13 protein-coding genes are annotated in these 12,265 nt (G+C 69.5%); 1 reads left to right on the plus strand and 12 read right to left on the minus strand.

Annotated features, from left to right (window positions below; translation table 11 throughout):
* Positions 1-49: 49 nt before the first annotated feature.
* Positions 50-703, minus strand: a complete 654-nt coding sequence (locus ACFWPH_RS28315; RefSeq protein ID WP_378755210.1) for a hypothetical protein — start codon at positions 701-703, stop codon at positions 50-52.
* An 83-nt stretch (positions 704-786) separates the two neighbouring features.
* Positions 787-1,488 carry a hypothetical protein gene (locus ACFWPH_RS28320; protein WP_378755211.1) on the minus strand — a complete coding sequence of 234 codons (702 nt, stop codon included), beginning with the start codon at positions 1,486-1,488 and terminating at the stop codon, positions 787-789.
* Between the two features lie 574 nt (positions 1,489-2,062).
* Here ACFWPH_RS28320 and ACFWPH_RS28325 point away from each other — a divergent pair.
* Positions 2,063-2,941, plus strand: a complete 879-nt coding sequence (locus ACFWPH_RS28325; protein ID WP_378755212.1) for a tyrosine-type recombinase/integrase — start codon at positions 2,063-2,065, stop codon at positions 2,939-2,941.
* 68 nt (positions 2,942-3,009) lie between these two features.
* Here the strand turns inward: ACFWPH_RS28325 and ACFWPH_RS28330 are convergent, their stop codons facing one another.
* The 10 genes from ACFWPH_RS28330 to ACFWPH_RS28375 form a co-directional block, all read right to left on the minus strand.
* The gene (locus ACFWPH_RS28330) at positions 3,010-3,342 is read right to left on the minus strand and encodes a hypothetical protein (protein WP_378755213.1); all 333 of its coding nucleotides are present in this window, start codon (positions 3,340-3,342) and stop codon (positions 3,010-3,012) included.
* A 103-nt stretch (positions 3,343-3,445) separates the two neighbouring features.
* A complete protein-coding gene (locus tag ACFWPH_RS28335) occupies positions 3,446-3,835 on the minus strand; it encodes a hypothetical protein (RefSeq protein ID WP_378755214.1) in 390 nt (129 codons plus the stop codon).
* Positions 3,836-3,933: 98 nt separating this feature from the next.
* Positions 3,934-4,680 carry a hypothetical protein gene (locus ACFWPH_RS28340; RefSeq protein ID WP_378755216.1) on the minus strand — a complete coding sequence of 249 codons (747 nt, stop codon included), beginning with the start codon at positions 4,678-4,680 and terminating at the stop codon, positions 3,934-3,936.
* Positions 4,681-4,826: 146 nt separating this feature from the next.
* Positions 4,827-5,846 (minus strand): hypothetical protein, encoded by a 1,020-nt coding sequence (locus tag ACFWPH_RS28345; RefSeq protein WP_378755217.1) that lies wholly within the window; start codon positions 5,844-5,846, stop codon positions 4,827-4,829.
* A 38-nt stretch (positions 5,847-5,884) separates the two neighbouring features.
* On the minus strand, positions 5,885-6,421 hold the full coding sequence (locus tag ACFWPH_RS28350) for a hypothetical protein (protein WP_378755218.1): 537 nt from the start codon (positions 6,419-6,421) through the stop codon (positions 5,885-5,887).
* 62 nt (positions 6,422-6,483) lie between these two features.
* Positions 6,484-7,344, minus strand: a complete 861-nt coding sequence (locus tag ACFWPH_RS28355) for a hypothetical protein (RefSeq protein WP_378755219.1) — start codon at positions 7,342-7,344, stop codon at positions 6,484-6,486.
* Positions 7,345-7,619: 275 nt separating this feature from the next.
* On the minus strand, positions 7,620-8,294 hold the full coding sequence (locus tag ACFWPH_RS28360) for a hypothetical protein (RefSeq protein ID WP_378755220.1): 675 nt from the start codon (positions 8,292-8,294) through the stop codon (positions 7,620-7,622).
* Between the two features lie 93 nt (positions 8,295-8,387).
* Positions 8,388-9,587 (minus strand): hypothetical protein, encoded by a 1,200-nt coding sequence (locus ACFWPH_RS28365; protein WP_378755221.1) that lies wholly within the window; start codon positions 9,585-9,587, stop codon positions 8,388-8,390.
* A 93-nt stretch (positions 9,588-9,680) separates the two neighbouring features.
* Complete coding sequence (locus ACFWPH_RS28370) at positions 9,681-11,291, minus strand: DNA cytosine methyltransferase (RefSeq protein ID WP_378755222.1); 1,611 nt, start codon at positions 11,289-11,291, stop codon at positions 9,681-9,683.
* An 86-nt stretch (positions 11,292-11,377) separates the two neighbouring features.
* Positions 11,378-12,205 carry a hypothetical protein gene (locus tag ACFWPH_RS28375; RefSeq protein WP_378755223.1) on the minus strand — a complete coding sequence of 276 codons (828 nt, stop codon included), beginning with the start codon at positions 12,203-12,205 and terminating at the stop codon, positions 11,378-11,380.
* Positions 12,206-12,265: the final 60 nt, after the last annotated feature.

Here is a 12,265-nt window from a genome sequence, read left to right on the forward strand (position 1 = left end):
AAACGTACACACCTTGGGCAAATCGTAACCTGTTGCCTCGCAACGACTTTCACAAACTGGACAGCGGTCGGTGCTGTCCAGCAGGCGAGTCTGCGGTCCCTGCGGATCGCGTCCACGACAGGACGGTGGACAGGTTCTTGCCCGGGGCCTTGGTGAGGTAGGTGCCGTCCACGGAGTGGCAGCCGAACGCGCGGGCGGTGTCGTAGCGGCGGGCGGAGTTGACGCGGCCCATGTGGACCCAGAGTCCGAGGCTTGCGGCGACGGCGGCCAGTTCGGCGGCGTGGCGGCTCAGTTTCCAGTCGGTGTCGCCTGCGAGGAATAGTGCGTCGATTTCGTCCCAGGGGTCCCAGGTGCACAGTTCCATGCCGTTTTGGGCGGCGAATGCGACGGGGTAGCCGAGGTCTCGGATGCGGCGGAGCATGTCGCGGGACCGGGACATGGTGGCGAAGTGGTCGCCGACGACATCGGGGGCGACGGCGAACAGGCAGCGGTCGGCGTGGTGGCGGTGTTTGCGCAGCCATGCCAGGTATTGCTCGTCACCGGGGTATTTGCCGTTGAATACGGCATTGTCCGCGCACCAGGTGTAGTCGGATTCGATGCGGTTGCCCTGGGGTGGTGAGGCGATCATTCCCAGTGCACCGGCGCGGATGGCGGCACGGATAGCGGGCGTGGAGGGCGGGGTGAGATACAGCGGCGCGGGCATCGGCGGCTTCCGTGGTTCGCGTGGTGTCGGCCGGGGTGCCCCCGGGGGGGTGTCACTGGTGCGGGCAACCCGGGGGCAGTGGGTCAGGCTGGCGGGTAGGCCAGATCGGTCAGGTAGTTCGCCAGTGCGAAGGCGGCGGCGAGCTGTGGTTGTGCGCGGCCGTCGTGCTTCCAGAAGTCGGTGCAGCGGACCAGCGATCCGCTCAATGTCTCGGCTTCGGCCCTGAGGATTTCCGGCTCACAGTCGGTTGCGCCGTCTGCCCAGCGGTCCAGTTCGGGGTAGTCGTGGGGGTTGGCCCATGCGCGGGCGATCACACGGGCGTGATATCGACCGATGCGGATCTCGCGCTGCTCGTCGCTGTAGATGCAGGCGACGATCTGCTCGTAGTCGTAGCGCCAGCGTTGCCCTGCGTCGATGTCGAGCCAGCCGCATTCGGCCCAGGGCACCAGCTCGCTGCTCCTGCACCGCGGGCAGCGGCCGCCGGGCTGCGCGGCGACCATCTCACGGCATCCGGCGTCGTCGCAGTACACCAGGCACGACGGCAACGTGCACACCGTAGCGCGCACGCGCACCGGGAGGCGCAGCGTTCCGTGCGCCATTTCGACCAGGTCATCCACCACTGCCGGGGTGGAAAGGTCCGCATGAGGTCGGGGCGTTGTCGGGATGCCGGGGCGGTCTTCGATGACGATCGAGGTGGCGCCGTCGACGGTGGTGTGGAAATGCCGGTAGGTCAGGTCATCGGCGCGAGCGGTGTCGGCCTGGGGCAGTTTGAAGTATTCGGACATGACAGTTCCTTTCGCTGAGCGTGGGGATGCAGCCGGGCCGGCTCCCGGAGAGCCGAAGCCCTTCCGGCCGTTATCGCCCGGAGCCCGGCGGGCAGGTATGGAATCGGAGGTTGGTCGGGCGACCGCCCGCCACAACGAAATGTACCAAACGTACACACGGTGCGCGAATCGTAATCCATTGCGCTGGAATGCATTACGTGTTGTGCAGGTTCACGCGGGCGGCGGTGGTTCCGGTTGCGGGCGGCGCCGGGACGCTGGGCCGAGCGGCGCGGGCTGCGGCGGCTGGGTTGCCGGTTTTCGGCGGACAGCCCGGCGCGGCGCTCAGCGGGTTCTACTGATGGCGCCTACGATGCGGGCAGCCTTGAGTATCGGCGGGCCATGGGGCGCGTCGCGGTCTCGCGCCGGGGCGTGCTTCTGCCCTGGTGTGTGGGCGGATTAGTAGCAATCGGGGGCTTTTTGTTGCCACTAATCTGTCGGGCGCGGTTTTGTCGGGGTTTTCTGGAATCCTTGTGGTCACCGAGCTGTGGAGGTGGTCGTGGAGGGTCAGGCGGGGCTGTGGCCTGGGGAGGCGGAGGTGGCCGAGGTCGAGCGGTTGGTGTTCGTGGGTTTGGGGGCGCCGCTGCTGGAAGCGTTCCGGGGCGCGTTGTCGGGTATGTCGCTGGCGGCGAAGACGCGGGTCACCTACCTGGAGCGGGTGAACGACTTCGTGCGGTGGTGGCGGGGGAGCGGCGGGTTCGACGACGCGTTCACGGGGCGGCGGGGGCGTGATGCGGCGGTAGGCGCGTATTGCGAGGATCTGGAGCGCCGGGGGGTCGAGCCGTCGACGGTGAATGTGTCGCTGGCGGCGTTGGATACGTTCTACCGGTGGGTGGGGCTGGGGCCGGTGCAGTTGCCGCGGGCGGTGCTCGCTCAGATCGTTCCCGATACCCTCGATGTGCGGCAGCGCAGCAGGTTGCTCGCGGCGGCCAGCCAGCGTGGTTTGCGGGATTATGCGTTGGTGACGTTGGCTCTGGATACCGGTCTGCTCGAGTCCGAACTGGCCGCGCTCGATGTGGGGGATCTGTGCTTGGACGAGATGGCCGAGCACGGGCAGGTGCGGGTGCGTGGGCGCACGGTGCCGTTGGGGGCAGGATGCCGCGCGGTGCTGATGCTGTGGTGCGCCGACCGGCGCACGCGGCTGGGTGGGGATCTGCCGGGGCCGTTGTTCATCACCGAGGATCGGCGCCGCCGGGTGGCGGTGCGGACGGTGGACCACATCATTCGCTCTGCGGGCCGGGATGCGGGGATGGAGATTTCGCCGGGGACCTTGCGTAATACCTGCGAACAGCAGTTGCGCCGGTCCGGGCTCAGCGCGGCGAAAGTCGATGCGTTGATGGGGCGCCGGTGGCCGAATCCGGCGCGGGATCGGGCTATGGGGCCCTCGGCGCAGTTGTCGTTCGACTTGAGTGCCTGATGCCCGGGCCGGGCACCGGGTTACCGGTGGCCAGCCCGGGCAGGCTGGTTTGGCCGGGCCCAGGTGGGTCAGGCGTGGGTGTGTGGTGGGCCGTCCTCACGGGTTCCGACGATGGTGGCGTATCCGACGCGGGTGCCATTCTCCAGCAGGTCGTATCCGGCTTGCGGCTCTGCTGGGTCGAACTCTTCGGCGAATGTCGGAGTGAGGGTGAGCTCGATCTCGGCCATGGTTTCGGTCAGCAGCCACAAGAGGTCGTCGAACGAGTCGCCAGCTCCGCCGAAGAATTCGAAGAACGGGCCGGTGTACCAGTCCTCGTCGTCGGAGGCTGCGACCTGCCAACTGTAATTCGCACGGTGTTCGAGGTGGGCGAAAGGGTTGGCGGCTGTGGTGGTTTCGGGCATCGATGTGGTTTCTTTCTGCTGGTGGGAGCGGTGGAGTCGCCCGGGCAGCCGAGGGCTGCGGCTGTGGGGTGGTCGGCGGTGGCTGCGGTAGGTCGGGGGCCGCTCACCGGTGACGCGGTGACGGGTAGGCGGCATGGATGCTCACCTCGATTCGGGCGTCGGCGGCCGAGGATCGGTGGGTAGTGCACAGGATCTGAGCGGTGGCGGCGGTAGTCAGCCCGGTGGCGGCGGCCAGTTTCAGCGCGTGCGCGGCGATGGAGTGGAGGCGGCGGCTGTGGTCGTCGCCGATGGGTGCGTGCCAGCGCAGTTCCATGCGCATGAGCTGGCGGCTGCCGGGGTATCCGCCGTGGGCGAGATAGGGGGCGATCCGGCGGATCTCGCGGTAGAGACGGCGGCGGGCGCGCGCGGCAGCGAGCCAGGCCGGCCGCGGGAGCAGTGCGAAACTGTGGGTGTGCACGACCGGATGGCCGCCGAGGTGGTAGGTCTGGTTCATTCGGGTGTTCCTCTGGGGACTGCGGTGTGGACCCTGGGGCGGGCCGGGCAGTTCTCACCTGCCCGGACCGCCGGGGTCACCGAATGGAGGGTGGAGGGTTACAGCCGGGCGAGTGCGGCGCGGGCCCGGTAGGCCGAGACGAGGAACCCATGGGCGCGGTCGCTGGCTTCGGCGACCCCGATGTGGTCACCGAGTTGGTGAGCGAGGGCGCCGATATCGTGATTGATCATGGCCTGGGTTTCGCACCGGTCATATATGGCCGCAAAGTAGTCGGCCTCGCTCATGGCCTCGTCGCGCGGCGCCAGCACGGGTTCGGTGTATGAATGGGCCGGGTCGATCACGCGGGAGAACAATTCGAGGGCGAAGTAGTGCAGTTCGACTCGGCTGCCAAGTGCGCTGACGGTGGGGATGCCGTCGATGGGCTCGTCGGCGGTCCAGCCCTGGCGGGCGCGCAGCCGTTTGGTCTGGTTCCACATCGCGAGGGCGGCGTTGAATCCCTCCTGTAGCAGGATCTCGGGGCTGTCGGTGTCGACGACGGTGCCCCAGTCGTCGGTTCCGGGTGCGAGATGCCGGTAGCAGAACCGGAATCCGGATTCGTCGTCGAACCCGAACCGGTATTCGTGGGCCGGTTTCCCGTGATCAGCGGGGTTGCGGGGTTCGAGCACGTGGCGGTCCTTGTCGAAGTAGTCGGCCCACTGAGCCAGCGTCGGCTTGTCGCGCATCAGCGCCATGTCCATCCAGGCCAACGCAAGCCGTGGGATCACGGCGGCCGGGCGGGCCTGCGCGAGGTGGTATTCGGCGGTTTCACCGAAGATCGAAACAGCAATGAATCCATGGGATGCCATGCGGCACAACACCTTTCGTTGGTTTCCCCTTCGCTACAAAATGTACCAAACGTACACATTTCTGTCCAATCGGGGCGCGCGGTGCGCGGTCCCGGAGCCGCGACCGGCTCGGTGTCCGGCCGGGCCCGGGGCCGCGGTGGGTGGTCTCAGGTCGCGGGTGCGAGTTCCCAGGTGTCCGGCCAGCTGTCGTCGTCTTCGTCCTCGCCGGAGCAACCCCAGGGGGAGCATCCGAACCGGGTCTGTTGGTCTGCGAGTGCGTCGAACATGTCGAGCTGGCGGGATTTCCACTCGGGAGCGGTGACGTGGTCGATGGGGGCCTGGTCCAGCGGGACCCGCGAGCGGTGCAGGAATGCTTCTCCGCGAAGAAGGTCACCATTGTGCAGGGCGCGGGCCGCGCCGTGGCGGATGCGGCGGTCGAAGTCGACGGCGTCGGCCCACTCGTCGGGGCGGTTGTCGCGCATGTCGCGCCAGTAGGCGTTGCCGTGGCGCGGGCAGCCGATGCAGACGCTGCGCGGGGTGGATTCGAACCCGTGGGCCCGCAGGTAGCGTTCACAGTCGGTGCGGGTCCATCCGACAGCGGCGCGGCCGGTTCCGCCGGGTAGGAACAGCAGGGGGAAGCGGAATTTCATGTAGGAGACATCCTCGGCGATGCGGACTGCGCGTGAGCTCTCGTCGGAGGAGATGCCGATCCACTGATCGGTGTAGACGCCGGTGGGCACCCGTCGGGGGTGGGGGTAGCCCAGCAGTTGGCGGACCCGTGGTTTGAGGGCGGCGATCTTGTATTCGGCGGTGCATTGGCGGCGCAGCATTCCGAGCGATCCGTCGTGGCCTCGGATGTAGAGCGGCATCTGTGCGTAGCGGGCGGCGGCGTCGAGCGCGTCGTTGCGGATGTGGCCTCGGCTCACGCGGTGGATCGGTATGCCCGCGGGGGCGGACACTTCTCGTTCGAGGCGGTCGAGGTGGGCATACACGGCAGCCGATTCCCAGCCGGTGTCGGCGAATACCGCAGCATCCAGTTTCGGTAGCCGACCGTGCGCGGAGAGCAGCAGCAGGGTGGTCGATTGCACGCCCGCGCCGAGCGAGAGCACTCGCAGCGGGGTGAGGACGTCGGGGATGACGAGTTGTGCGGGGCGCCGGGGTGTGGTGGCGATGCCGTTGAGGGTCATGGGGTTTCCCGTGGCGTTGTCGGGTCGGAGGCGGGGCGTCACCCGCGCGGGCCGGTGGTCGCCGGTCCGTGCAGGTCGAGGAGGTCTTGGGTGGCGGCCGCCAGCTCGCGCGCGGCGGCGGCTTCGGCGTCGGGGCCTCGGTCGGCGGCGCGATGGAACGCGGTCAGTGCGGCGGCGAGGTTGTTGAGCGATGCGTGGAGCGGCGGGGCTGGCCGGGTGACGGTGATGGACGGGTGCAGGCCGGACGGGCGTCGTCCGGCGCGCAGCGCGACGATGTCGGCGGCGGTGAGCGCGGCGGCGGCGGCGGTGAGCCGGTCGGTGAGGGCGCCGGCGGTGGCGTCGAGGTAGGCGAGCTGGCCTTCGTCGTCGAACAGGAAGACGGTGAACTGTTCGGCCGGGCCGTGGTTGGTCAGTAGGTCGTTGCCGAGTTCGATGCGCAGGCCGTTGGTGAGGTCGCCGCACAGGGCGCGTTGGGCGCCGCCGATGCAGGCCAGGACGGGAGGCTGGCGGCAGAATTCGGCGAGGGCTGCGAGTTCGGCGCGGTAGCGGTCGGTCAGGTCGCAGTCGTTGAGCATGAGGTGGTGGCTCCTTCGGCGCCGGGAGGGCGGGAGCCCTCCCGGCGTGATCGGTGGTTGGGTCAGTGCTGGTCGCGGTGAGTCAGTGCGCGCAGGGCCGACCACGGTCGGGGCCGCTTCCGGGGTGCGGGTAGGGGTGGGCGGGTGTCGGCGACCGCGGTGGTGGTCAGTGCGGCGGGCAGGTTGTGGTGGCAGTGGCTGTGTCGGCGGCGGGCGGCCGCGCGGTCGGGGTGGTCGAGTTCGGAGAGGGTGGCGCATCCGGCGGCGAAGCCGGGCACGGCGTCGAGGACGATGACCGGGCCCTCGCCCAGGTCGCCGAAGGCTTCGGCTTCGGCGTCGCGGTATCCGAGTGCGGTGACCGGGATGTCGGCGACGGTCCAGGTGTCGTGTTCGTGGCGGCGGGCGGCCACGCGGGTGGTGCGGGTGTCGACCACGGCCAGCTCGCGGCAGGTAGCGGTGTATTCGGCGGGGTCCAGGTCGCCTTCGTCGAGCCAGGTGTCGATGACGCGGATCAGGTCGGCGGGCGCGGGCCCGGGGGTGTGGATGCTGACGCGGCCGCCGTCGAACCGGACCGAGGGGTGCGCTGCCCAGCGTCGGCGCAGGGTGCGGAAGTTGGCGAGGGCGGGGAGATCGATTCGTCCGTCGTCGTCGACGGCGATGGTGAATCGCAGCACCAGCCATTGATCGGCGCTGGAATCCCAGGGCATGTCGACGGCGATCGCGTCGAACACGGCCAGGTCGGGGGCGTCGCGGAGATAGCCGGTCAACGCTTCGGCGACCGATATCCGGCGGACGGCGACGACCTGGTCGCGGTCCTCGGGCGCTGGGTGGGCGCGGTGGACGGCGTCGGTCATTGTCGGGGCGGCGATTTCGTCGATCGCGCCGGATTCGTAGGCGATGTGCCACAGGGTTTCGGTTGTCATGATTTCCTTTCCGGCGCGCGGGGTGCGCGCGGGCGGCGGATCGTGGTGGTCGTGGCGGGGGTGCTGGTGAGGCGGTAGAGGATGGTTCGGGTGTGGCCGGTCTCGGTGGCGTGCGCGGCGTCGGGTGCGGCGGCCGCCGGGGTGCGGGGGTCGAACCAAGGCGAGCGCCAGGGGCAGCCGGGGGTGCGGCACTCGAAACAGACACCAGTCGGCGTAGCCGCTGTCGTCGGCGACGGGCACGGGCAGGGCAGGCAGTGGGCTGGGGTCGGCGCTGTTCATGCGAGGTTTCCTTCCATGTAGAGGTCGACCAGGGTGGTGGGGCCGCGTCGGCCGATGCGGCGCAGTGCGCCGGTGGCGGGGTCGGGCACTCCGTGCTGCTCGGCCATGTCTTCGACGTAGGCCAGGAGGCGTTGGACCGATCCGCCGAAGTAATGGCCAGCGACTGCGGCGACCTCGCGCTGCTGATGGCGGGGGGCGTACTCGCGGCCGGGGGCCGCGGTCTGGCCGCATCCGCAGGCGCAGTCCACGGGCGGCGCGGGCGGCTGCGGGGTGCGCCGGCCGCGCGCGGTGGGCCGCCGGGCCGCGACGGCCGCCGGCGGTGGGGTGGTGGGCGGGCGGTTGAGGTAGCCGACCAGTGCGCGGACCGCGGTGGCGGCGGTTTCCGGGGGGCCGTCGGCGTTCGACGACCAGGAGGCGGTCCGGGCGGGGTCGGTGATCTCGTCGAGCAGGTGCTGGGCTTCGTGCAGGATCTGCGGGGTGCGGGGTGCGTCGGTGGTGGCCCACAGGCGCAGGGCCGTGCAGGGCCGCCCGCCGCGCCACGGCGGGTATCCCGTCCTGGACAGCCAGCGGGCCGCGATGGCTTTCGCTTCGACTTCCACCAGCGCGGTGGCGGGTGTGCGGGTCAGGGCGGCGACCACGTCGGCGTAGACGCTGTAGTCCGGTTCGTGCATGGGTGGTGTCCTTCTGTGCCGCGCCAGATGTCGCGGCGGTAGGCGGTTGTCCGGGCCGGGAGCGGCGGGGGCTCCCGGCCCGGGTGACGGGGGTCAGCGGAGGCGGTCGAGGTAGCGGATCAGCGCGGCCATGGCGACGAGGGCCGGTTCGGGCTCGCCTTCGTGTGGCCAGTTCTCGACGTTGAGCTGCTGGCGCTCACGGAGGTCGCGGGCTTGGCTGGCCAGCACCTCGCGCCCGGTGATGGCGGTGTCGATGAAGTTGCTGCCCCACTGCTGCAGCGTCGAGCCGTCCTCGGCCCAGCCGAGCGCGATGAGCCGCGCCTCCTCGTCGGTGAGCTGGGCGGCGCTGTCGGGGTAGTCGGGCAGGTCGGTGTTGGCGAACAGCCACCGCGCCACACTCTGCGGGGTCGGTGTCTGGCCCAGGTAGCGGATCAACGCGTCCAGCACGGCGGCAGCGGCCTCCGGTGTGCCGCCTTTGTCCCAGGTCTGCCACGCGGCGCGTTGGGCGGGGGCGAGGATTTCGGCCTGCATCCGCTGGGCTTCGCCGATCAGGGTCTCGGTGCGGATCCAGGCGGCCTTGGGTCCGCCGGTGGCCCATTCGTAGAGGTTGACGAAGGGCTCCTCGGTGTCCCATATGGAGAAGTTCAGATCGGCGAACCAGCGCTGCGGGATGGCGCGGGCTTCCAGCGCCCCGAGGGGAGCGTCGGGGTCGTCGTCGAGTTTGGTCAGGACGCGGTCGTAGGTTTCGGGCCGGTATTCCTCGGGGTCGTGATCGAACATGCGCTCCGATCCATACAACTGGGCACGGGATGGGGACGGCTGGACGCGCTCGACGGCGGTGACGCGGTAGAGGTAGACGTCGAGCTGGTCGAGGCCGTAGGGGCGCCAGCCGTGGCGGCGCAGGACCTCGTCGGGGTCCTCACCGATCGGGGTGATCCGGTTGGCGTGGCAGGAGTAGGTCGCGATCGGCGGGCCTGGACGGCCGTCGACGGTGATGACGATGTCGCCCGGGCACAGGTCCGGGTCGGGGTCGATGGTGTCGTCGGTGGCGATGCGGGCGGTGAACGTCGCCCCGTCGGGGATCGCCGGTTGCTGCGGGGCGACCTTCTCGGCGCGGGCCAAGGCTTTGCGCAGCAGCCCCATCATGGTGGTCGGCAGGGGAGCGGTGAAATCACCACCGAGAAGCGCGGTGCCGTTGGGCCGCACGTAGATGTGTCCTTCGCCCAGTGCGCAGCGGGCGGTGACCACGGAGTTGCCGTACGGGTCGCGGGTGACGGTCACTGTTTTGGCCATGAGGGGTAGGGCCTTTCTGTGTCAGAGGTTTTCGAAGGGAAGCCGTGGGGGCCCGGGGCTCCGGGCCCCCACGGGTGCTGGCGCCTGCGCGGGTCAGGCGGGTACCAGCAGGTTTTCGGCAGCCGAGCGCGAGGGCCAGCGCTCGATGTCTTCGCCGGTGACGGCCTCCATCAGGGCGCAGGCGATCACTTCCGCGCAGGCGGGAGTGACTGCGTTGCCGAGCTGGCGGACCTTCTGGCGTTTGTTGCCGAGCAGGATGTAGTCGCGGCCGAATGCCATCGCCACCTGGATCTCGCGGGGCTGCAGCATCCGGAACGACACCTCGTTGATGTCGATGTCGCGGGCACTGATGACATCGACCAGGGCGTAGCGGTCGCGTGTCGACAGCGTCCCGACCGGCTCGGTGACCGGCCGCGACCGGGCGTTGCCGTAGTAGGGCACCAGCAGCGACCGCCCCGCCTGCGCCGACATCGCGCCGGGGGTGACCAGGCCGTGGTGATTACCGCTGGCGGTGACCGTGGCCAGGGCCTCGCTCACCGAGCGGACATCGGAGCTGCCGCCGCGCAGCTCGGTCACAAACGGCCAGAACGCGACACCGGTTTCGGCGCGGGTGGTCTGGGTCCGCATCGGCGCGGAGGCGAGCTGGGCCTCCTTACCGTCGCGGCCCTCCATCGGCACGATCAGCGGCGGGATCACGATCCCGTCGTTGTCCCGAGTCGTGCGGGCAGGCATCGGCATATGCACCGGCACCGCATCCTCACGCCACGTACCGCCGGTCGGCACGGTCATCGGCACCACAGACCCGAAGCGTTGCAACCCGACCCGGATCCGGTTCATCGTCTTCTCCGCCAGCGGCTTGCGCCGGTCACCGATGCGGACACCCGGCACGCTCCAGTCGATCGCGGCGGCCGCCGGAACCGTGGGCGGTTCCACCACCGCGTTGCCGCAGGAGATGTGCGGGCACCGGTAGACGTACTGGGTGCGGTAGCGGCCCATATCGGTGCCGGGGTTCTTCCACGACTGCACCGCCTGGATCCACTGCTCGCAGGACCCGCAGTAGGCCATCGGCCGCAACCATTTGTCCCAGTCCGGCTGCCGGGCAAGGCTTTTGTGCCAGTACCCGAGATAGAGCCGGTCACGGCTCTGCGGCACCCACGCACTCCGCCCCGGCTGGGCGTGCATGGAGTTGAGCGCTATGAGCCGCACGTGGTAGCCCAGGCGGCGGATCCGGGCGACCCAGCGATCCCACTGGTCCCAGCGCCGGACCTCGACCACGTTCTCGACCGCTCCGGCCAGCACCAGGCCGCCGCGCGCGATCACACCCTCGAGGTAGAGTGGGACCTCCTCCATCAGGGCGCGGCTGCGCTCGGCTTCGTCGCGTTTGGCCTTCTCACCCGGATCGTCGACCGCGTCGAACAGCTCGCCCTGCAAACTGTACTGGTAGGTCTGCTTCTTGCCCCGGGCCGACGACCACTGCGGGCACTCCGGAGAGGCCCAGAAGAAGTCGGCGATCGGCCACCGGCCGACAGGTTCGTCGCGGATATCTCCGATCCAATGGTCGGTGGTCGGGAAATTCGCGGCGTGGGACTCGATGGCCTTGACCCAGTGGTTGGCCGCCCACCCCACTTCCAGCCCGGGAGTCACGTGCAACCCCTGGCTGCTGCCGCCTGCCCCGCAGAACCAATCCATGCCCGAATAGGTCATGTCGCGTGTTCCTTGTACGCTGAGGAACTGGCGCGTGCCGGGCAGTTCTCACCTGCCCGGGCCGCGCCACCTCGGCATCTGCAGGGTCAGCGACCCGCGCGGGGACCGGTCCCATACATCCGGAAACTCTCGTATGGCGGCATCGGTTTCCCGAACGGGCGCCCGCCTGCCGCGTACTTGTGCTTGCCCCCTGCCGCCATGTAGCCCCGTTCCGGCGATGACGGCGAAAACAGCGCGTCGGCCCAATGATTGGCTGCCAGCGCAATCGGCGGGGCGAGTTCGATCGCCATCTCATCGACGATCGAGACCAGTTCGCGGTGCACTGCCGGGGCGTGCCCGGCGCGCAGTTCCTCGCGCAGAAGCCGGACGAAGGTTTCCAGGATCCAACGCCGCGTACCGGCGGATGCCGAGTCCTCGGCCCGATCGGCGTTATCGTCCAGCAGCGCAGAGAGCACCTGCGCCGACCGCGTGTCGATTTCGCCTGCTCGGCCCGGGCGCTGGAAGCCGCGCTTGAGCCGGAACACCCTCTCCTGCAGCATGCTCCATTCGAAGCGCGGGACCCCTCGCACGCTGCTGATCAACCACAACGGGGAGCCGTCGCAGTCGGGTGCTTCCTCGATCACCAGGGGCACCGGTCCGATGCAGGCACCGACGAGGCGGTGCACGGCGAACAACACCCGCGCTGCCCCAGTCGGCGCGGCGGCGAGCGCGTGGTAGGCGCTCGCGAGTACCTCCAGCATCCGGTCGGGTGCACCGCAGGGCGCGGTGTAACAGTCGACGGCTTCGGAATGGGCGTAGCCATCGAGGACGACAGCGCGGTGAAAGCCCAGCTCCTGTCCTATCGCGCTGGCGTCGACCAGCAGGTTTTCGTGCCGGTGGGCATCGGAGGCGTACGGGTAGGTGACAGTGCGCATAGCAGTGCCTTTCGGATTTCGAGGGGAGTGTCGGAAGTGATTTCCGGGGCCGGAATGTCT

This window comes from Nocardia sp. NPDC058499, assembly GCF_042719915.1.
In the GTDB taxonomy this organism is placed as follows: domain Bacteria; phylum Actinomycetota; class Actinomycetes; order Mycobacteriales; family Mycobacteriaceae; genus Nocardia.